We start from the raw sequence: 19701 nt of genomic DNA, 5'->3' as shown, positions 1-19701 counted from the left end.
CCACTTTTCTTTATTTTGACTGCGGCTTTTCTTCTTTTTCATCCGAAGACATGAGGTCTTTTGCTGAGTGCTTGAATTCGCGAAGCGTGCTTCCGAATGCTCGTCCGATCTCTGGCAGCTTAGAAGGTCCGAAAATGATAAGCGCAATGATTAAGATCAAGATCAATCCTGGTACTCCGATGTTTGTGAAACCCATGTAGATCGCCTCCTCAATTTTTGGTGATCAATCGTTTTGTTCCGTGCAAACGAGAAATTAGAATCTGAAACCAGTAATGGCTACAACAGATGGACGCGGTGTGTTGCCTCCACGAACTTGCGGCCATGTGCTGGTAGGATTAGCTTTATCTTCCGTTTCCTCACCAGGGTGCTGAATACTTAAGAACAACGTTTTTTCGTTCGGTGTAAAAGATGGTCCTGTTAACTCTGCTTCTTTTGGAGCAGATGCAAACTGGAACGCCTCTCCTTTTTCACGACCGATCGTAGGAATCATGAACATGCCGTTGTTACCAAAGCTTGTCCACGCACCAGAATTCAGCTTACTTGATGAAATATCCGTCACTGTCCAAAGGTTTGCATTTGAATCGAACGTTAGGTTGTCAGGTGCACTGAATCCACTTTGACGACCGCCTGCTGCAAAGATCTCAAACTCAAAGCTCTCTGCACCATGATCTTCGTCTTTTTCAAAAAAGCGTGTGATATGGCCATGAATGTTACCGTGCTTGTCGTTGTTCGTGTGTGCGATGAATACTGTCCCATCCAATGGTGAAATCTCCACATCTTCCGGGCGGTCTGTCGGTGTCGCGCCTAGAAGGATGGCCGCATCATGTGCGTTAACCACTACATCACCTTGTGTTTTGAACTTTTCTAAAAGGTCAGCTTTCCCTGCTGCTTTTTCACGAACAGCTTCGATCGTTAATGGAAGCCATTGTCCGTTTGCAAGATCTGCTGCATAAAGTGTTCCTTCTTCTAGAAGCTTGCTGTTGTCTTTGCCTTTTGCAGCGGCATATTTGCCTTTACTCACAAACTTGTACACACATGCATCCTTTTTGTCATCTCCCATATAAACAACGACTCGTCCGTCGTTCGAGATTCCAACGCTAGCATTTTCATGGTTGAAGCGTCCAAGAGCTGTGTGCTTTCTGACTTTGAAATTTGGATTAAAAGGATCGACTTCAATTACCCATCCATAATGCGTTTGATCTAGATTAGCCGCTTTTGACGTATCCTCAAAGTTTTCTTCACAAGATAAAACCGTGTTCCATGGTGTACGTCCGCCAGAACAGTTCGCAAACGTTCCTTGTGCCTTTGTTGCACCATTTACAGCTGCAGTACCTTTCGCTGGTCCAGTTAGTGCGAACGGCGTTAGTCCTGTTACACGTCGAGCGTAAATCGAATTTTTATCCATTACCCACTTGCCGTTCTTCACTTTCACTTCAATAATAGAACCGCCTTGATTGTAGAGCATCTTTTCGATCTGAGCAGAAGTATATTTATCGTTTACTTTTTCACCTTCCACATATAATGGGTTCGTGTATTCATGGTTTACCCAAAGCAAGCCATGTTCACTTGATTTGTCGATCGGAAAGTACATCGTAAAATCATTATTGAATCCAAACGTGTCCCCATTTTTATTAATTACATCACCATAAGATGCAATCACTTCATATTTATATCCTTTTGGCAAAACAAGATCATCTTTGTCCGTTGGTGTGATCGGGTGAAACTTAAATCCTTTTTTACGCGGTTTCATGCGCATCAAGCTGTCTGATTGAGCGTTAGCTGTGTCTGATAAAGCGCCTAATCCTGTCGTAGCTGCAGCAAGTGCCGTTGCGCCTGTACCCAAATATGTTAAAAAGGTTCTTCTATCCAATGGCTTCTTTTCCATGTCATTTCCCCCTAGACCCATAAAATTGATGTTGCACCTATAAGAATACTGTCGAAATATTAAGCCACTATGTAGAGGATTTAAACAAACGTTTAAGATTTTTTTGTTTTTTATAAAGTTACGATGCTTGCCGACATAAAATGAACAACCTTAACGGTAGGAGTACGATACAAAAAGGATTTGATTATTAGCTCATCAAACCTTTTATGACATGAAGATTTCTGCTGTAGAAAATATAAGTTGGGAAAATAGGGGAAATTCCTTTATACTAAAGAAGACACACGTCCATGTTTTTTCCCAATATACATTCCATCTTAGATAGGTATAATTAACTAGAGAGCTTTATTAGGAGTGAAGCCATGCAGATAGAAGTGGGGAGTTTTGTCATTTATAACGGCCAAGAGTATCAAGTCGTTTGGATTTATGACAATGGAAACGTTGAGATTGTAACAGACGGACAACATAGAAAGATCGAACTCGTACAAGAGGGAGATCTCACACACATACGATAAAAAAACTTCCGGAAGCAATTAGCCCGGAAGTTTTGTTTTTGTTTCATAATATTTGTTATTGTTTTAGTTTTGTTGTTTGAGTGTTTGCTACCATCATACAAGACAAAAGGTTGTTATTTGAATCTTACTTGTAACTAAATTTGTTTTTTCTTAACTTCTTCGACAAGTTGATTGGAGCGGAAGGTGCGCAGACTCCTGCGGGACAAGCGGTCAGTCCGAAAAGTGAAAGTGGCTCGTTCAGCCCCGACAAGCAAAAGTTGAATGGGCTAGGAAGGCGCACTTTGCCTTCTTGACCGTTTAACTTTTGACCTCGAGGGGCTAGCCACTGTAACTAAACAGGTGAGACACTTAAAGGCGCAAAGCGGCAAGTGGCTCACCGCCTGCCCCGCGGAAAGCGAAGCACCCAGAGCGCAGATCAACCTCTCTCAAATACCTCGAAGCAAAAACAATATAGTTTTTTACAACTTAGACCTTAAATAAGAATCAATAAACGGCGTGATCTCGCCATCCATAACAGATTGCACATTACCAACCTCTGTATTCGTCCTGTGATCCTTCACAAGACTATACGGATGGAAAACATAAGAGCGAATCTGACTTCCCCATCCGATCTCCTTCTGCTCACCACGAATCTCATTCAACTGCGCCTGTTGCTCTTCCAAACGACGCTGCACCAATTTCGCCATCATCATCTTCATCGCACGCTCACGGTTCTTGATCTGCGAACGTTCCGTTTGACACGAAACGACCGTGTTCGTTGGAATATGTGTCATACGAACAGCAGAGTCCGTCGTGTTAACGTGCTGACCACCTGCTCCAGACGCACGGTACGTATCGATCTTAAGGTCTTCTGTACGAATCTCGATCTCAGTATCATCTGTGATCTCTGGCATCACTTCACACGAAACGAATGACGTGTGACGGCGGCCTGAAGAATCAAACGGTGAAATACGTACGAGGCGGTGAACCCCTTTTTCAGCCTTCAAATAGCCATAAGCATTATGTCCTTTAATGCTAAGTGTTACGGATTTCACCCCTGCTTCATCACCTGGTAAGTAATCAAGCGTTTCTACTTTATAGCCTTGACGCTCTGCATAACGCGTGTACATACGAAGGAGCATGGACGCCCAGTCTTGTGACTCAGTACCACCCGCACCTGGGTGAAGTTCTAAAATCGCGTTGTTTTTATCATACGGTTCGTTCAATAAAAGCTGAAGCTCAAAATCATTCAGCTTCGTGATCAAGGTTTTTAAATCTTTTACAAGTTCTTTCTGAAGATCTTCATCCGCTTCTTCTTTTACAAGCTCGTGTGCGATCTCTAGATCTTCATAAGCTGACGCAAGTTCTTCAAACTCATTCACTTGTTCTTTTAATCCGTTCGCTTCATTAATCACGACTTGTGCTGCGTTTTGATCATCCCAAAACGTTGGCGCACTCATCTCTTCATCTAGTTCTGAGATACGCGATTTCTTTGTGTCGAGGTCAAAGAGACCCCCTAAAGTCGTTGATACGTTTTTCAATCACGTTTAATTCCTGTTTTACTTCTACTAAATCCATATGTTTTGCACCTCATCTTATAGTTGGTCCATCTTTAAAATATGCGAACGCTGCTAAAATTAATCCTTTTTCACATCTGATTACAAGCGCAAAGAGAGCCTATAAAAAGACTCTCTTCACTCACGCAACTTTCTATTCTTGTTCAGCTCCGTGACATTGCTTGTATTTCTTTCCGCTTCCGCATGGACAAGGATCATTACGTTTAATGTCTTGTGCTTTGCGAACCGGTTTCTTCTTTTTGGCTGCATCTTGTTTATCGCTCGGAACAACAGCTTTACCTTCAGCTACTTGTTCACGCTGCATGTTTTGCTCGATCTGCGATTTTAAGATATAAGTTGTAACTTCTTCTTCGATCGCAGCAACCATCGCTTCAAACATTTCGAAGCCTTCAAACTGGTATTCACGCAACGGATCGTTCTGACCATAAGCACGCAGGTGGATTCCTTGACGAAGCTGTTCCATCTGGTCGATGTGATCCATCCACTTGCTGTCAACCGAACGAAGGATGACGGCTTTTTCAAACTCAGCGATCTGTTCAGCAGGAAGCTGTGTTTCTTTTTCAGCAAACGCCGCGTGTACTTTCGCTTGAATCTTCTCAATGATCTCTTCACGATCTAGACCGAATAGATCTTTTTCCGTGAACGTCGGCTCTGTGAACATAACCGCATTCACATAATCCGCGATTTCTTTCGTGTTCCACTCTTCTTGAACTTCCGCTTCTGGTGTATGAACCGTAACGATTCGCTCAAGTGTAGAATCGATCATGCGAAGAACGATATCACTTAAGTTCTCAGCATCTAACACTTCTTGACGCTGTGCATAGATGATCTCACGCTGTTGACGCATAACATCGTCATATTGCAGAAGCTGTTTACGAGCATCAAAGTTCGATCCCTCTACACGTTTTTGTGCAGATTCAACAGCTTTTGTAACCATTTTAGACTCGATCGGCGTCTCTTCATCCATGCCAAGACGCTCCATCATCGTCATCAAGTTGTCAGAACCGAATCGACGCATCAATTCATCTTCCATCGAGATGTAGAAACGGGACGAACCTGGATCTCCTTGACGACCCGCACGACCACGCAACTGATTATCGATACGGCGTGATTCGTGACGCTCTGTACCAAGGATGTGCAGTCCGCCAACATCAAGAACTCCTTCACCAAGCTTGATATCTGTACCACGACCGGCCATGTTCGTTGCGATGGTTACCATGCCAAGCTGACCGGCATTTTCGATGATCTCCGCTTCACGCTCATGGTTTTTCGCGTTCAACACGTTATGCTTGATCTTACGCTTCGTTAAAAGCTGAGAAAGTAATTCAGATGTTTCAACGGCAACCGTACCAACAAGGATCGGCTGTCCTGTTTTATGACGCTCTTCGATTTCAGCCGCAATCGCTTTGAACTTGCCTTGCATCGTTTTATAAATAAGATCTGCTCTGTCATCACGAGCGATCGGACGGTTCGTCGGAATACAGATAACATCCATGTTGTAGATGTTGCGGAATTCCTCTTCTTCCGTTTTCGCTGTACCAGTCATACCAGCAAGCTTATTGTACATACGGAAGTAGTTTTGGAACGTAATTGTCGCGAGTGTCATGCTCTCACGCTGAATCTCCAAACCTTCCTTCGCTTCGATCGCTTGGTGAAGACCATCGCTGTAACGACGACCAGCCATCAGACGTCCTGTGAATGGGTCAACAATAACGATCTCGCCGTCTTGAACGACATAATCCACATCACGCTGCATGATGATGTTCGCTTTTAACGCTTGGTTAATATGGTGATTCAATGTTACGTGCTGATAATCATATAAGTTATCGATCGAGAACATCTGCTCCGCTCGATTGATACCTTCTTCAGAAAGCTGAACGTTCTTCGTCTTTTCATCTACTGTATAATCTGTTTCTTTTTTCAGCTGACGCACGAACATGTTCGCCATCTGATAAAGCTGAGTTGATTTTTGAGCAGAACCTGAAATGATCAACGGTGTACGCGCTTCGTCAATTAAAATCGAGTCAACCTCATCGACAATCGCATAGTTACGGCGCTGAACCATCTGTTCTTTATAAACCACCATGTTGTCACGCAGATAATCGAAGCCGAACTCATTGTTCGTACCATAAGTGATATCTGCTGCGTACGCATCACGCTTCTCTTCTTTCGAAAGGTCAGATACGTTCAACCCAACACTTAAACCTAAGAAATTGTATAGCGGCGCCATGATCTCAGAGTCACGACGAGCCAAATATTCATTGACTGTAACAACGTGAGTACCTTTGCCATCTAGTGCGTTCAAATAAATAGGCATTGTCGCAACTAGTGTTTTACCTTCACCGGTTTTCATTTCTGCAATGTTACCTTCATGAAGCGCAACCGCACCCATAATCTGTACAGGATAGTGACGCATGTTCAATACACGAGCTGATGCTTCACGCACAGTCGCAAACGCTTCAGGGAGAAGGTCATCCAGAGATTCCCCTTTTTCGATACGGCTCTTGAACTCAGCCGTTTTGTTCGCCAAAGCTTCATCATTTAAAGCCTTAAACTCTTCAGCTAACGTTTCCACTTTTTCCGCAACTCTTTCGTATCTATTCAACGTTCGGTCATTGGAACTTGGAAAAATCTTTTTCAAAATGCTAATCATCCGAATAACGCTCCCTGTTCTCGAAAATTATATACCACTTCTATTCTACCAGTTTGTGAAACGAGCCACAAGAAATCCCAAATCTTTTCATCCGAATTGTAGCATTCATCGTAAAGAAACTTCCTATATATGTGAAAAATTTGATACTTTCATAGAGACTGTAGGCCTAAATTTTGGTAAAATAATATAAAGATGGATGGGGGAGGTTCTGAATGGAAAACACAGATCTAGACAGGACAAATAACGCTGGGCAAGGACAAAAAGCGCAGCTGCACCAAAATAAGCAGCGAAGTGAAAAAAGCAAAACGATCATTCTCACCCTCGTTCTCAGCTTCTTCATCATCGGAGGCCTTGGCACATGGGGATATTATTCACTGTTCGGACCCAATTCTGCAGCGAGTGTAGATACACCGTCTGATGAGGAATTAACGGAGGCAGAAAAATCAAGCGGCACTGCTCTTTTCAAGCCAACCATTGAAGTTCCAAAGACCGAGATCCAAAGACGAATCAATGTGATTCATGAATTTTGGAACGGTGAGCTCGGCTATGATAAATGGTCGAAATATAACATAGATACACATACTCCGGTACTAAAAGAAATAGAGATTGATATACGGAAAAAGATTCTGCCCTATGTAGCGGGTCCATTAAAGGCTGACATCGAGACCGCTCTTGATAAAATTGAGAAAAGTAAACGTTCTGAGAGTGTAGAGCCATTAAAAGGCGTTCACCGAATTTTTCACGATCTCGATATATCGTTGAACGGCTACAAAGCTAGTGATTATTGGGACGTGACGGAAACAGGTAAATGGCTTAAGAAAGAAATAAAAGAATAGGTAGATTGGGCACTGTTCTCGAGGTTGACTGAGGGTGGTGTTTTTTTGTTTCTTGTATTGAATGGACAACCTGCATCTGAAATTCACGGTATTTGTCGAAAATCGGATAAATTATTTTATCTACGGAATTATTTTGCTTTTTTACGGATATATTTCCTTTTACCTCGTATAAAGTGTCTTTATCTACGGATATATATTTTGATGTTTTCTTGATGCGTACAAAACCTTATTATGTTCATTCTAGCTGCACACTTCAGGTGCTACATTTTGTCACGTTCTCAAATTCTTGAGTAAAAAGAAGAAAAAGAGAGGCTTACTTGAACAAAGTTCAAGTAAGCCTCTCAAATTTTACGATTTCGCCGTTGACATATAATGATCTTTCAACTGATCACGCAGTGTCCGCTTTAAAAACTTACCAACAGACGTCTTGGGGATCTCATCCATGAACACGATATCGTCTGGAATCCACCACTTCGCAAACTGCGGTCTCAAAAACTCCACAATATCTTCTTTTGGCACTTTTCCTTTTGCCTCAGGCTTCAACACGACACATGCGAGTGGTCGCTCCTGCCATTCTGGATGAGGGACGGCGATAACAGACGCTTCGAAAACATCTGGAAACGCCATGATCGCATTCTCTAGATCGACAGACGATATCCACTCACCCCCGCTCTTGATAAGGTCCTTCGTCCGGTCGACGATCTTTACGAACCCTTCTTCATCCACCGTAACGACATCCCCGGTATGAAGCCAGCCATCGTTGAACGTCCCTTCCGTCCGGTCATCGTTATAATATTCGTCCGCGATCCAGTTCGAACGCAGCAACAGTTCGCCCATCTCGTGACTGTCCCACTTCACTTCTCCGTTCGCACCGATCACTTTCATCTCAACACCTTGCACGACATAACCTTGTTTTGCTTTGTAATCAAATTTCGTTTCTTCGTCCAGACCCTCTTGATACGTTTTCAGTCGCGTTGCGATTACAAGTGGACTCGTTTCCGTCATACCATAAGCATGCATAAACGGAATGTTATGTTTTTCTTCGAACGTTTTTATCATCCCTTTAGGTGCAGCAGATCCTCCGCAAATAACCGCTCGCAGACTAGAAGTATCATAACTATTCTGTTCAAGTTCTTGAAGAAGCCCCATCCAAATCGTTGGTACACCTGCAGCAAAGGTTACTTTTTCCATCTCAATCAGTTGCGCTAAAAGCTGTGGCGTGAATCGCGGTCCAGGCATCACTTGCTTCGAACCGAACCAGGTTGCCGCATACGGAAGTCCCCAAGCATTTACGTGGAACATCGGCACAACTGGCATAAGAACATCACTTTCAGATACAGAACCGCCATCAGCAAGTCCTAGTGACATTGAGTGAAGCACGGTCGAGCGGTGTGTGTAAGTTACGCCTTTTGGATTTCCTGTCGTGGCAGACGTATAGCACATCCCGACTGGGTCGTTTTCATCGATATCCTGTGGAAATTCGTATGCCGGGTCACCCGTTTCTAATAGTTTTTCATAATGATAGAGAGGTTGAAGTGGCGATTGCGGTAGCTCGTCTTCATCCGTCATCAATATATACGCTTTTACATTCGGAATATGGTCTTTAAGAGCTTCAACAAGAGGTAGAATGTCCTGATCTACGAATAAAATCTGGTCATCGGCGTGATTGATAATGTATGCAATATGCTGAGGGGAAAGTCGGATATTGATCGTGTGAAGTACAGCTTCAACACCTGGAATGGCGAAATAAGCTTCTAGATGACGATGGTGGTTCCATGCAAGTGTTCCAACCCGCTCACCTTTTTGAACACCAAGGCGTTTTAGCGCGCTCGAAAGCCTGCGTGTTCGCTCACCAATCTCCCGGTAACTGAACTTCCTGATCCCGGACATCGTGCGGCTCGTTACTTCTTTTTTAGCAAAATACCGTTCCGCATGCTCTAGCATACTTGTAACTCGAAAAGGCACATTCATCATCATAACTACTTCTCCTCCTTAAATAGTAAACATAGTCATTAGTGTAAGCGTTTTCTTGTTATTCACTAGTTCCCCTTACCTACTTCAAAATCCTGCTGTTAAAACAGATTAGAGTTGAACAAAACGCAGAAAAACACGAAAAATATTTTTCAGCTGAAAAAAGTTTGAAATTCTATCCAGTTTTTGCGTTAAACTTATAAGGAAAAGCAGAAAAAGGAGGGTTTTGGATGCCTGATTGGTCGTATCATACCTTTTTTAAACCACTCTTGTTTCGCATGACATCCGAAACAAGCCGTGATCTCACATTACATACAATGAATACCCTCGCCAAACTGCCATTTGGTGATAAAATCATACAATTTTTCGGTCATATGCAGCCTAGCAAACAATTGGAGCGGAAGGTTGCCGGAATCACCTTCCCCTCACCTGTTGGCATTAGTGGTGCATTAGATCCCTTTCTGAATGGAACAAAAGCGTTCACCAACCTTGGTTTTGGTTTTATTGAAGTAGGACCGATAACTGTTCTGCCACTAAAATCAGAAAAAACAATTAGACGGGACTTGGTAAAAGAAACGCTTGTATATGAACACCTTCAAGAAAATCTAGGTCTCGATGCCGCTCTAGTAAAACTTCAATCTATGAAGATAAAGACGATTCCAATGGGGATATTGATTAAGGGAGAAACACTGCAGGATTATGAGAAGCTTGTTCAAAAACTGGATACACATGCTGCTTTCTTCATTATCGATGTGCAAGGTGCTTCTTATCTGAAGCAAATTCGGGAGAGAACATCAAAACCTCTAATGTTAGAACTAAATCATCAGACTCTTAAGTGCCTTTCAGAAGCTATTTCTGTAGACGGTTATATCATTCGCGAAGGAATGGAAAGTGATGATGGGGTCGAACTCGGACAGATGGAAATGCATCAACTAAAAAAAAGTATTCACCAGCTCTTACCTTATAACAAACCGATCATAACTTCTGGTGGCGTTCATGAACCGAGTGATGCGATGGAACTTTTTCAAGAAGGCGCATCTCTCATTCAACTGCATAGCGGATTTGTTTATTCCGGACCCGGTCTTCCGAAGCGCATCAACGAACGCATTTTGCATGAAAAACACCCTATCTCTAAATCTGTTGAACAAACAGGCTGGATCTCCTTTTTCCTGATGGGACTTGGCGTTTTCGTAGCAGGCTTTATCGCACTATTTATCGGACTGACTGAAGTTCTCTTACCGTATGACGAACAATATTTAGGCATACAAAAAGAAGAGATTCAAACGTTTAGTCATCACCTGTTTCATTTCATGTCTCATGATCGGATATGTTTAGCTGGTGTTATGATCTCAGCAGGTTTCATGTTCATGCAGCTTTCGTATCACGGGATTCGAAAAGGTGAACATTGGGCGAAAAAAGCGCATGTGATTGCTGCATCTCTCGGTTTCTTAAACATCTTTTACTTTATGGGCTTCGGCTATTTTGACAAGCTTCACTTTGTTTATTATTTAATCATTCTTCCGTTTTTTCTTTACGGGCTTTATCGATCTCGGAACATGACTGTAGGATCAAAAGGGTCGAATCTGTATAACACGTTATCTTGGAAAAAAAGTCAGCTTGGCCAGAGTTTATTTGTTATCTCAGGTATGTGCTTGCTCTCTGCAGGAATCGTGATTTCCATCATCGGAATGAACGGTGTTTTTGTAAAAGAAGACTTAATGTTCTTTGCACTTACACCAGAACAAATCACTGCATTCAACGATAAATTAATTCCATTGATCGCCCATGATCGTGCTGGTTTCGGCGGTGCACTAATCTCAGAAGGATTTCTATTGTTAACCATCGCATTATGGGGATATCGTGAAGGAGCAAAATGGGTGTGGTGGACACTGTTACTTGGCGGTTTGCCTGGATTCTTAACAGGTGTCGGTACACATTTTATGATCGGGTACGACAACCACTTTCACCTTTCACCTGCTTATCTATTGTTTGTCTTTTACTTTGTAGGATTGGTTTACTCTTATGGTTATTTAAAACGTAGTAAGAATCAAATAAATGCTGTATCTGTGCTGGAAGCAGAAAAAGTGTAGACGTGGAGTCTGCACTTTTTTTATTTTGCTTGTGTTTGTTTTTGAAGGTGAATCGCTTTTTTTATAGCAAGGATCGTTCCTAAATGAATACCTTCATGATAAAACGTGCGGGGCAACACTTCCGCAAAAGTATTCATTCCAAGTTCAGTTGGTTCATCTAGCTCCTGGTGGAGTCGATGACCAAACTGCTCCTGAACCACTTGAACCTGCTCCATCAAACGGTGACGTAGCTCTTGAAGCGTTGGAGGCGTCTGCTGCCAATTCTCTGGCTTCGTTCCAAATCCGAATAACTCTCGATAATGATTTGGCGCTGGATTATCTTCACGTGTTTTATGATACAGCCAATCGTACTGATCCAAAAAAATATGCCCCAAGTTCCAGCGAATGTTGTTGTTGAAACCCTCAGGAATAAAATCCGCTTCCTCCTCAGTCAGTCCTTCCACAGCACTCAAGGTATCGTGGCGAAAAGCTGTGAGCTGTTTTAACAGGATGTCGTTTTTCATAGTAGTGGCTCCTCCATTTAGAAAATATCAGCAAGGTTTACCTTTTATCGGCGAGATTTAGAATATATCGGCAAGAATCCACTTTTATCGGCGAGTTTTCAATTATATCGACGAGTTCTAGATTATATCGGCAACCTTGCTTCCTAAAACATAAAACACACCCCAGAAGAATCATGGGGTGTGTAGTCTAGTTTGGTATATGTTAGTTCGTTCCTGCAATCAGGCCATATTTGCCGTCTTTACGTCTATACACGACGTTCATCTCACCAGATTCAGCGTTGTTGTAAACGAAGAAGTTATGGCCGAGTAATCCCATTTGGAGAATGGCTTCCTCCGTGTCCATCGGTTTCAGATCGAATCGTTTTTCACGTACGATCTCGAAATCGTCCTCTTCCTCTAACAGTGCCGTTGATACGCCTTCTGTACCGTTAGCAAACATGTGCTTAGTGCCTTCAGCATTTCTAAATTTACGGTTTACTTTTGTTTTGTGTTTTCGAATTTGACGCTCTAATTTTTCTACCACCAAATCAATCGCAGCGTATAAATCCAAATGACGTTCCTCTGCACGAAGCAGTAGGCCCTTCATCGGTATCGTAACCTCAATGGATTGTTCATTATTGTACACCTTTAGATTGACGTGTACTTCAGAATTTGGAGTTTCGTTAAAGTATTTTGTGAGTTTCGTCACCTTTTTCTCAACGTAAGCCCTAATGGCTTCTGTCACCTCGATGTTTTCTCCACGAATGTTAAAATGCATAACTTAACTCCTCCTTTCGGTGATGTATATATATTTCGATATACCCCAAAAGAATTCCTCCGTAACATTTAAAATATTTTGACAATATTTTTACACTATCGACAAATTCTTTACAATGGCTACAAACCTTATGAGACCGGGAAAAGATCCAATCAGCCACGATTCAAAAAAATATTTTTATGAAACAAAATTTCCGTTTCTTATATTTACCAATTCAGTTTTGATGCAAAAAAAATAAATTTGACTTACATTCTGTAAGTTTCAAACTATGTGGTATACTAGGAATTAACCTTTAAAGCTTAAAACATTTTACAAAACCTGTTCCATCACCCCACTCGATCCTTGAGTGGGGGTTTTTTATGTAAACTTTTTTAAACAACAAAAAAACAGGCTCTAAAGAGAACCTGTTTTCATATAACGAAGCTTATGCTTTTTGAACGTTAGCAGCTTGAGCGCCACGAGCACCTTGCTCAACTTCGAAAGTTACTTTTTGACCTTCGTCTAAAGATTTGAAACCATCAGTTTGGATAGCTGAGAAATGTACGAATACATCGTCTCCGTTTTCGCGCTCGATGAATCCGAAACCTTTTTCTGCGTTAAACCATTTTACTGTACCTTGTTCCATGTTTGTTGCCTCCTAGTGCGTTACCACACGATATATTGCTACTCTTGCCCAAAGTATTGCTAAAGAAGAAAAGTCGAAACTCATACAATCTTTTACGCCGAACAAAAATAATCTATCACCATCATAACAGTGATTGCGTTATGATGCAAACTAATCATTCATATTATGAAATATTTTCTAGAAATAAAAACCCGCCTGCCTGAACAGACGGGATTAAAAGTATGGTCATATTGCCTGGAATTATAGTTTAGTTACGTTAGCCGCTTGAGGCCCACGAGCTCCATCTACAATATCAAACTCGACTTGCTGACCTTCATCTAGGCTCTTGAATCCGTCCGTGTTGATTGCAGAGAAGTGTACGAACACATCGTCTCCGTCTTCGCGCTCGATAAATCCAAAACCTTTTTCTGCGTTAAACCATTTTACTTTTCCTAACATGTTTCACAATCCCTTCATCATGCGAATCTTTGTATAGATCTTCTATACACTTTATAGTATGACATATACCCAAAAAAGTTGTCAAAGGCTTAAGATTGGCGAAAAATAAGAAGTTTTGTCGAAAAATATCAATCGTCAAAATCGCATAAAAATACATATTAGACTTAATTTATGCAATAATTTCACAAAAAAGAACCGATCAAATCGACCGGTTCTTAAAGAGTCTACATCTGCGAAACCATCTGAGCGAGCTTTGCACAAACAATTGCGCCATACGTTCCAACGATGTTACCGAGTAACCCCATTAAAAGGCCGACTGGTGCAAGCGCTGGTTGGAAAACAGAGGCTACAACAGGTGCAGAGCTTGTCCCACCGATGTTTCCTTGTGAGCCAACCGCAACGAAAAACATAGGAGAACGCAATAACTTAGCTGCTCCAAACAAGAAAAGAATATGAATGGCAAGCCATACGATTCCCATTAAGATATATTGAGGTGCTTCTACAACATAGATCAGGTTCGCTTTTGCCCCGATTGTAGCAAGCAATAGATAGATTCCTGCGTACCCTACTTTACTCGCTCCGTAATTTTCAAGTTCACGAACTTTTGTAAAGGATAGCACGATTCCAATCGCAGAAATAATCATGATTGTCCAAGTTGCAGTGTTTAGAATATCTCCTTGTGGCAGCTTCTCGGAAAACTTCCCTACGATAAACGCTAGACCAAAACCAAGACCAAGAATTGCAAGCAATTGAGGTACGGCAATCGGACGAGCATTCTTTTTCTCAAGCTCACCAACCTGCTTGTTCACTTCTCCAATGATGCGGTTGTCAGCTTTATTCCACTTGTCAAAACGAGCTTGATAACCCGCAAGTGCAATCATGATTCCCATCCAGCTGTATCCTACAACCGTATCAACAACGATGATCGGTGATAGAATGTGTTCTGGTGTGTCCACCGCTTCAACGAGCGCTGCCATATTCGCAGAGCCCCCGATCCAGCTTCCAGCTAATGCAGCTACACCTGTCCAAGCGTCCTCTGGTAAGTACGGCTGGAAGATCGCGAGCGCTATTGGTCCACCAACGATTACACCTACCGTTCCCGCTAAGAACATGAGGATCGCTTTCGGTCCAAGTTTGAGTGTCGCTTTTACATTGATAGATAAAAGCAATAACAGCAATCCAACCGGCAGTATGTAAGCGGAAACAAAACTGTATAAATCAGAACTTGAAGGTATGATGCCAAGAGTCGTTGAGATCATCGGCAAAAAATACGTCCAGATCAGTGGCGGCGCATAATGGAAAAACTTCCGTAGAACGTGGTTTTTGGATTCGCCCAAGATGAATACGAAGCCAACTAGCGCTACTAGATAAGCAAAAATCGCCATCGGCTCCTGAATGAGCGGTCCGTTTGATGTTGCAAACATATCCCTATTCCCCCTTAAAAAGACTTAAGTGACAAGTATACACTAAAAAACAATCATTACCTGTATAGTCCTTCAATTGCAAAGAGTGGGAATAGTAGCAACTTTTTTACACTTCTAATCGAAGCTTGCCCACATATAATTCACTATACAGCGTAGGAACATTAAACAGTTGTTTAAAAGGAGGCAATGGACGTTGCTGCAAATGATTGAAAAAGTCGTACTAGCTATGGCGGCCATTCGTATTTTATCCGGTACCCTTGAAATTACGGCAGCCCTTTTCATGCTGCACTATAATACGGTAGAACGAGCACTCGTCATCAATTCCCTGCTTTCCATCATCGGGCCGATCATCTTTTTCTCGACGATGACGCTTGGGATCTATGGATTATCAACGAAACTGTCGTTCGGCAGCTTGATCTGGATCATGTTAGGCGTCGTTTGTATTGTTTATGGGATCAAAAGATAAATAAAAAATAAGATAATTAAAACCGATATCCAGATAAATACGTCAGAAACTCTTTTTGTTTACCATGATTGTACTTCGTTAACGCATACGTATGAGCATCCGGAATGTCCACTGAGTCACAGTCCACCTCTAGCAATCGTCCTTCTAACAGCTCTCTTCTTACGGTTGATAACGGTAAGAACGAGATTCCTAACCCTTCCGCAATAAAGCGTTTTGTTATGTGAATCTGAGACACCTTCATCATCCGAACGCCGGGATAACGGGATTTCACACGTCTGCAAAGATCATCCCAATATCCTGGATGGTTATGGGTCAATAGGTAGTTTGAAAGCAGCACTTCTTTTTCATCTAGCGGAGGAGCTGCTTCAAAATCCAACCCATCATGCGGTGCCACTAATACGATCTTATCTTGATAAAGCATCTGACTCGTAATCTCAGCATGCGAACTTCCTAGACAAGAAAGCCCAAGGTCCACATCCTCGTTTAAAACCGCTCTCTCGATATCTTCTGAATCAATGATTTTTATCGAAATCTCCACATCGGGATTGGCTTTTACATATCGTTTCAAAACAGAAGGCAGAATCGTATCTGCAATGAGCGGTGAGATTCCGATACAAAGCTTCGTATCATAGCCTTGCTGAAACGCATTTAGATCTTCAAGTCCACTTTCATACACTTCCATCAGTTTTCTCGCATGCTGCAGGTACCTTCTCCCTTCAGCCGTCAGCTTTACTCTTCTACCATCTCGTAAAAATAGTGACATCCCTAATTCAGATTCCAACATTTTAATATGTACTGAAACAGAGGGCTGAGAAACATGAAGAATTTCAGACGTTCTTCTAAAATTCTCGCATTCTGCCGCAGTGATAAACGTTTGTAGCCAAGAGAATTCCATATCCCTGCCATCCCTCCTGATTAACTTTTTTTATTAAATCAATTAAAAACAATTAATATCGTAAATCATTTTCATTCTATACAATGATACTAAATAATGGAAGGAGTGAAAACCATGATGCAAAAAGGACTTAAAGGAATCGTTGCTGCGGAAACCGCGATCAGCCACATCGATGGTACTGAAGGTAAGTTAATCTATAGAGGTTATGAGATTGGTGATCTTACTTCACGTTTTTCGTTTGAAGAAGTGGCATACCTTCTTTGGTTCGGTAAACTTCCTGACGATGAACAATTACAAAATCTCAAAAGCGAACTTACAAGAAATCGTGAGCTTCCTCTTCATATAAAAACAATCCTAGATCACCTGCCTAAAGACATGGATTTGATGAGTGTCATCCGAACGGCCATTTCTTCTGAAGGTGTTGCGAGCTATGGATGGAAGCCAACATTTTCACAAGCCATTCGGTTAACGAGTCTTGTTCCGACCATCATTTGCTACTGGACACATCGTTTGAATGGTAAACCTTTTGTTGAAGCATCTACCGAATTAAGTCATGTTGAAAACTATCTATATATGTTAACTGGCGAGATTCCCACCAAAGCCCATACACTAGCGCTCGAAACCTACATGATTCTAACGCTTGAGCATGGCATGAACGCCTCCACTTTTTCTGCTCGGGTCACAGCATCCACCGAATCGGATATGGTTTCAGCCGCAACATCTGCAATTGGAACGATGAAAGGACCTCTTCACGGTGGAGCACCTTCAGCGGTCATAGACTTGCTTGATGAAGTTCGTAAAGTTGGAAGTGCTGAACAGGTGATACGTGGGAAGTTGGAGAGTGGTGAGAAGCTCATGGGATTCGGTCACCGGGTTTATAAAACACACGATCCACGAGCGGTAGCCCTAAAAGCAAAACTTCTAGAGTTAGTCGGCGAAGATGAGTGGTTGGATCTTGCACTGGAAGTAGAAACAACGGCGATAAAGTTACTCGAGGAATACAAACCCGGTAGAGCGTTGTATACGAACGTTGAATTTTACGCTGCAGCTATTATGAAGGCGATCGAACTAGATCCTGCTTTATTCACCCCTACTTTTACAGCAAGCAGAATGGTTGGATGGACCGCTCATATTTTAGAACAATCAGAAGAGAACACGATTTACCGTCCGCAGTCCTTGTATACTGGGAAGTTTCACGATAAAGTTACAGTTAACGAATAGCCATTCCATATAGAAGCATCTCTAAACTCAGTGGTAGAATTGAAAGTAAGAACCGTTTGAGAAAGAGGTGCTTTTTCGTGATCCTAAAATCAATTTTGTATAGAAAAGATAAGAAACAAGAAGGATATCCTTTTCAACTTCCGCTTCTTCAATCCTTAGACTCCCTTCACTTTCAAAAACCAGTCACCATCTTAGTAGGGGAAAATGGTACTGGAAAATCAACGTTGCTCGAGGCAATCGCAGATCAAGCCGGTTCTGTTCAGATCAATCGGTCAGAAAAAGAGAACACCTCCATCAAAAAATTGGCCAAACAGTTAAAATTGACGTGGAGTGTGAAAACGAAAAAGGGATTCTTCCTAAACGCAGAGGACTTTGTTAGCTTTGTGAGGCGTGCAGCGGAAATGAAGGAAACCGCAATACAAGAATTAGCTAACATCGAAGTGGAGTACAAAGACAAGTCTGCCTATGCCAAGAGCCTTGCATCCCTCCCACACAATCGAACACTCGCTGAACTCAAGGAACTTTATAATGACGGCCTCGAGTTTCGTTCACACGGAGAACGTTTTCTAGATTTCTTTCAATCACGCTTTCGCCCGAACGGCTTATATATTCTCGACGAGCCTGAAGTTCCGCTATCTCCTATGAAACAATTAAGTTTTATTTCCATGTTAAAAGAGATGGAGCAACAGGACGCACAGTTCATTATCGCGACTCATTCTCCCATCTTAATGGCCTATCCCGGTGCAGAGATTATCAGTCTCGATTCCCTTCCACCCGCTCCAACTTCTTATGAAGATCTTGAACACGTGCAGATTACGAAAAACTTTTTAGAGAGCCCGGAGAGGTTTTTGAGGCATTTGTAAAAGATTAGTTTTAGTAGATTTTGTTCATTTACTGCTTAATAAGTTGATTGGAGCGTAAGGTGTGAGACTCCTGCGGGACGAGCGGTCAGGTGAGACCTCTTAGGGTGCAAAGCAGCAAGTGCGCTCACCGCACGCCCCGCGGAAAGCGAAACACCTGGAGCGGAGGTCAACTACTTACAAAGCAACAAAAAATAACCACAAGAAGAAGACTCCTCGTGGTCTAACAACCTTAATTCTTTTTATCAAAATACATCCCATCCACTGACACCGACTGATACGGATTTGCGTAGCGGGTGTTTTTTTCCTTCTTTTTCTTCATTGTTGAAAGATTGTGCTTAATCTCTTCAAACTGCCGCGTTAAAAGGGGATCAATCGTTTCATTCATCTTTACGATCAAACGCCCCATCCGCTGTTCCTCTTCGGAATAAGTGGCAGGTAAGTTTCCAATGGTCGCTTGTCGCTGATCGAGTAATTCATTTAAGCGCTCGATATACGATTCGCGCTCCTCTTTCGGCAAACCTGCGCTCACATGATCATACAGGTTCTTCGTAATCTCGAGCAGAATTTTTACCGCAGGCATTAAACGCGCCCTGTTTCGCCATGCTGCATACGGCGGTTAATCTGGATCACTTCTTTCCACGTGTTACGGAAATCTAGCACATAGTCTTCCACTTCATCTAAAATCTTCACGTCATTTTGGATGTTCGCTTCAATCAGACGACGATTGATGTAATCGTACATCGTCATCAATGACTTCGATACTTCAAGGTCCATGTTCAGCGTAACCATCAACTCTTGAATAATCTTTTGCGCTTTTAATAAATTCGTATTCTTTTGTTCTGTATTCTTAAGCTCGATCCCCGTTCGTGCGAGACCGATGAACTTTAAACATCCGTTATAGAGCATGAGCGTCAACTCACCGGGAGACGCCGTTTGGACTGAGTTATTTTGATACGCCTTGTTTGCGTTAAGTATGGACATGTAAAGGTAACACTCCTTTTTGGTT

19 protein-coding genes are annotated in these 19701 nt (G+C 42.2%); 6 read left to right on the top strand and 13 right to left on the bottom strand.

Annotated features, from left to right (window positions below):
* Positions 1-10: 10 nt before the first annotated feature.
* Both tatA and IHV09_RS09890 read right to left on the bottom strand, forming a co-directional pair.
* Complete coding sequence (gene tatA / locus IHV09_RS09895) at positions 11-196, bottom strand: twin-arginine translocase TatA/TatE family subunit (protein WP_197129014.1); 186 nt, start codon at positions 194-196, stop codon at positions 11-13.
* 57 nt (positions 197-253) lie between these two features.
* Positions 254-1885 carry a PhoX family protein gene (locus IHV09_RS09890; protein ID WP_197264388.1) on the bottom strand — a complete coding sequence of 544 codons (1632 nt, stop codon included), beginning with the start codon at positions 1883-1885 and terminating at the stop codon, positions 254-256.
* A 359-nt stretch (positions 1886-2244) separates the two neighbouring features.
* Between IHV09_RS09890 and IHV09_RS09885 the strand changes: the two genes are divergently transcribed.
* Positions 2245-2397: a hypothetical protein gene (locus IHV09_RS09885; RefSeq protein ID WP_197129008.1), complete on the top strand. Its 153-nt coding sequence runs from the start codon at positions 2245-2247 to the stop codon at positions 2395-2397.
* Positions 2398-2855: 458 nt separating this feature from the next.
* Here the strand turns inward: IHV09_RS09885 and prfB are convergent.
* Positions 2856-3954 (bottom strand): peptide chain release factor 2 gene (gene prfB / locus IHV09_RS09880; protein WP_231618246.1). Its coding sequence is split into 2 segments (ribosomal slippage): positions 2856-3890 and positions 3892-3954, totalling 1098 coding nucleotides; the frame shifts between segments, so codons are not numbered across the junction.
* A gap of 132 nt (positions 3955-4086) precedes the next feature.
* Entirely contained in the window at positions 4087-6606 is a 2520-nt protein-coding gene (gene secA / locus IHV09_RS09875; protein ID WP_137791969.1) for a preprotein translocase subunit SecA, read from the bottom strand.
* Positions 6607-6818: 212 nt separating this feature from the next.
* On the opposite strand from secA, the gene IHV09_RS09870 reads away from it, so the two are divergent.
* Positions 6819-7442 (top strand): hypothetical protein, encoded by a 624-nt coding sequence (locus IHV09_RS09870; RefSeq protein WP_197264386.1) that lies wholly within the window; start codon positions 6819-6821, stop codon positions 7440-7442.
* A 348-nt stretch (positions 7443-7790) separates the two neighbouring features.
* Here the strand turns inward: IHV09_RS09870 and IHV09_RS09865 are convergent, their stop codons facing one another.
* A complete protein-coding gene (locus tag IHV09_RS09865; RefSeq protein WP_197264533.1) occupies positions 7791-9416 on the bottom strand; it encodes a long-chain fatty acid--CoA ligase in 1626 nt (541 codons plus the stop codon).
* Between the two features lie 227 nt (positions 9417-9643).
* Between IHV09_RS09865 and IHV09_RS09860 the strand changes: the two genes are divergently transcribed.
* Positions 9644-11503: a dihydroorotate dehydrogenase gene (locus IHV09_RS09860; RefSeq protein WP_197264385.1), complete on the top strand. Its 1860-nt coding sequence runs from the start codon at positions 9644-9646 to the stop codon at positions 11501-11503.
* 20 nt (positions 11504-11523) lie between these two features.
* Here the strand turns inward: IHV09_RS09860 and IHV09_RS09855 are convergent, their stop codons facing one another.
* The 5 genes from IHV09_RS09855 to IHV09_RS09835 all read right to left on the bottom strand — a co-directional run bounded on the left by IHV09_RS09855 (position 11524) and on the right by IHV09_RS09835 (position 15250).
* Positions 11524-12006, bottom strand: a complete 483-nt coding sequence (locus IHV09_RS09855) for a DinB family protein (protein WP_197264384.1) — start codon at positions 12004-12006, stop codon at positions 11524-11526.
* Positions 12007-12208: 202 nt separating this feature from the next.
* Positions 12209-12763, bottom strand: a complete 555-nt coding sequence (gene hpf, locus IHV09_RS09850) for a ribosome hibernation-promoting factor, HPF/YfiA family (RefSeq protein ID WP_144697887.1) — start codon at positions 12761-12763, stop codon at positions 12209-12211.
* A 424-nt stretch (positions 12764-13187) separates the two neighbouring features.
* Positions 13188-13388 (bottom strand): cold shock protein CspC, encoded by a 201-nt coding sequence (gene cspC, locus IHV09_RS09845; RefSeq protein ID WP_077359956.1) that lies wholly within the window; start codon positions 13386-13388, stop codon positions 13188-13190.
* Positions 13389-13628: 240 nt separating this feature from the next.
* The gene (locus tag IHV09_RS09840) at positions 13629-13826 is read right to left on the bottom strand and encodes a cold shock domain-containing protein (RefSeq protein ID WP_066245425.1); all 198 of its coding nucleotides are present in this window, start codon (positions 13824-13826) and stop codon (positions 13629-13631) included.
* A gap of 224 nt (positions 13827-14050) precedes the next feature.
* Positions 14051-15250 carry a DUF819 domain-containing protein gene (locus tag IHV09_RS09835; RefSeq protein ID WP_197189854.1) on the bottom strand — a complete coding sequence of 400 codons (1200 nt, stop codon included), beginning with the start codon at positions 15248-15250 and terminating at the stop codon, positions 14051-14053.
* 202 nt (positions 15251-15452) lie between these two features.
* Here IHV09_RS09835 and IHV09_RS09830 point away from each other — a divergent pair, with 202 nt between their 5' ends.
* Complete coding sequence (locus tag IHV09_RS09830) at positions 15453-15716, top strand: YqhV family protein (protein WP_171005664.1); 264 nt, start codon at positions 15453-15455, stop codon at positions 15714-15716.
* A gap of 16 nt (positions 15717-15732) precedes the next feature.
* Here the strand turns inward: IHV09_RS09830 and IHV09_RS09825 are convergent, their stop codons facing one another.
* Positions 15733-16611, bottom strand: coding sequence for a LysR family transcriptional regulator (locus tag IHV09_RS09825; RefSeq protein ID WP_197128986.1), 879 nt, complete (start codon positions 16609-16611; stop codon positions 15733-15735).
* 114 nt (positions 16612-16725) lie between these two features.
* On the opposite strand from IHV09_RS09825, the gene IHV09_RS09820 reads away from it, so the two are divergent.
* Positions 16726-17832, top strand: coding sequence for a citrate synthase/methylcitrate synthase (locus IHV09_RS09820; RefSeq protein ID WP_197264383.1), 1107 nt, complete (start codon positions 16726-16728; stop codon positions 17830-17832).
* A 77-nt stretch (positions 17833-17909) separates the two neighbouring features.
* Positions 17910-18695, top strand: coding sequence for an AAA family ATPase (locus IHV09_RS09815; RefSeq protein ID WP_197264382.1), 786 nt, complete (start codon positions 17910-17912; stop codon positions 18693-18695).
* Between the two features lie 229 nt (positions 18696-18924).
* Here the strand turns inward: IHV09_RS09815 and IHV09_RS09810 are convergent, their stop codons facing one another.
* Together IHV09_RS09810 and fliS are read right to left on the bottom strand one after the other, a co-directional pair.
* The gene (locus IHV09_RS09810) at positions 18925-19275 is read right to left on the bottom strand and encodes a hypothetical protein (RefSeq protein WP_197264381.1); all 351 of its coding nucleotides are present in this window, start codon (positions 19273-19275) and stop codon (positions 18925-18927) included.
* Positions 19275-19676: a flagellar export chaperone FliS gene (gene fliS / locus IHV09_RS09805; RefSeq protein WP_066397945.1), complete on the bottom strand. Its 402-nt coding sequence runs from the start codon at positions 19674-19676 to the stop codon at positions 19275-19277. The genes IHV09_RS09810 and fliS overlap by 1 nt, the downstream gene beginning before the upstream one ends.
* Positions 19677-19701 lie beyond the last annotated feature (25 nt).

It is taken from the genome of Fictibacillus sp. 23RED33 (assembly GCF_015903925.1).
Classification (GTDB): Bacteria; Bacillota; Bacilli; order Bacillales; family Fictibacillaceae; genus Fictibacillus; species Fictibacillus phosphorivorans.
This window is presented reverse-complemented; position numbering and strand designations above follow the sequence as displayed.

Coding starts and splice junctions, on each gene's coding strand:
- IHV09_RS09870 (WP_197264386.1), top strand. CDS start 6,819: ATGGAAAACACAGATCTAGACAGGACAAATAACGCTGGGCAAGGACAA.
- secA (WP_137791969.1), bottom strand. CDS start 6,606: ATGATTAGCATTTTGAAAAAGATTTTTCCAAGTTCCAATGACCGAACG.
- cspC (WP_077359956.1), bottom strand. CDS start 13,388: ATGGAACAAGGTACAGTAAAATGGTTTAACGCAGAAAAAGGTTTCGGA.
- IHV09_RS09855 (WP_197264384.1), bottom strand. CDS start 12,006: ATGAAAAACGACATCCTGTTAAAACAGCTCACAGCTTTTCGCCACGAT.
- IHV09_RS09820 (WP_197264383.1), top strand. CDS start 16,726: ATGATGCAAAAAGGACTTAAAGGAATCGTTGCTGCGGAAACCGCGATC.
- IHV09_RS09840 (WP_066245425.1), bottom strand. CDS start 13,826: ATGTTAGGAAAAGTAAAATGGTTTAACGCAGAAAAAGGTTTTGGATTT.
- IHV09_RS09885 (WP_197129008.1), top strand. CDS start 2,245: ATGCAGATAGAAGTGGGGAGTTTTGTCATTTATAACGGCCAAGAGTAT.
- IHV09_RS09860 (WP_197264385.1), top strand. CDS start 9,644: ATGCCTGATTGGTCGTATCATACCTTTTTTAAACCACTCTTGTTTCGC.
- IHV09_RS09830 (WP_171005664.1), top strand. CDS start 15,453: ATGATTGAAAAAGTCGTACTAGCTATGGCGGCCATTCGTATTTTATCC.
- tatA (WP_197129014.1), bottom strand. CDS start 196: ATGGGTTTCACAAACATCGGAGTACCAGGATTGATCTTGATCTTAATC.
- IHV09_RS09890 (WP_197264388.1), bottom strand. CDS start 1,885: ATGGAAAAGAAGCCATTGGATAGAAGAACCTTTTTAACATATTTGGGT.
- IHV09_RS09835 (WP_197189854.1), bottom strand. CDS start 15,250: ATGTTTGCAACATCAAACGGACCGCTCATTCAGGAGCCGATGGCGATT.
- IHV09_RS09810 (WP_197264381.1), bottom strand. CDS start 19,275: ATGCCTGCGGTAAAAATTCTGCTCGAGATTACGAAGAACCTGTATGAT.
- hpf (WP_144697887.1), bottom strand. CDS start 12,763: ATGCATTTTAACATTCGTGGAGAAAACATCGAGGTGACAGAAGCCATT.
- IHV09_RS09865 (WP_197264533.1), bottom strand. CDS start 9,416: ATGATGAATGTGCCTTTTCGAGTTACAAGTATGCTAGAGCATGCGGAA.
- fliS (WP_066397945.1), bottom strand. CDS start 19,676: ATGTCCATACTTAACGCAAACAAGGCGTATCAAAATAACTCAGTCCAA.
- IHV09_RS09825 (WP_197128986.1), bottom strand. CDS start 16,611: ATGGAATTCTCTTGGCTACAAACGTTTATCACTGCGGCAGAATGCGAG.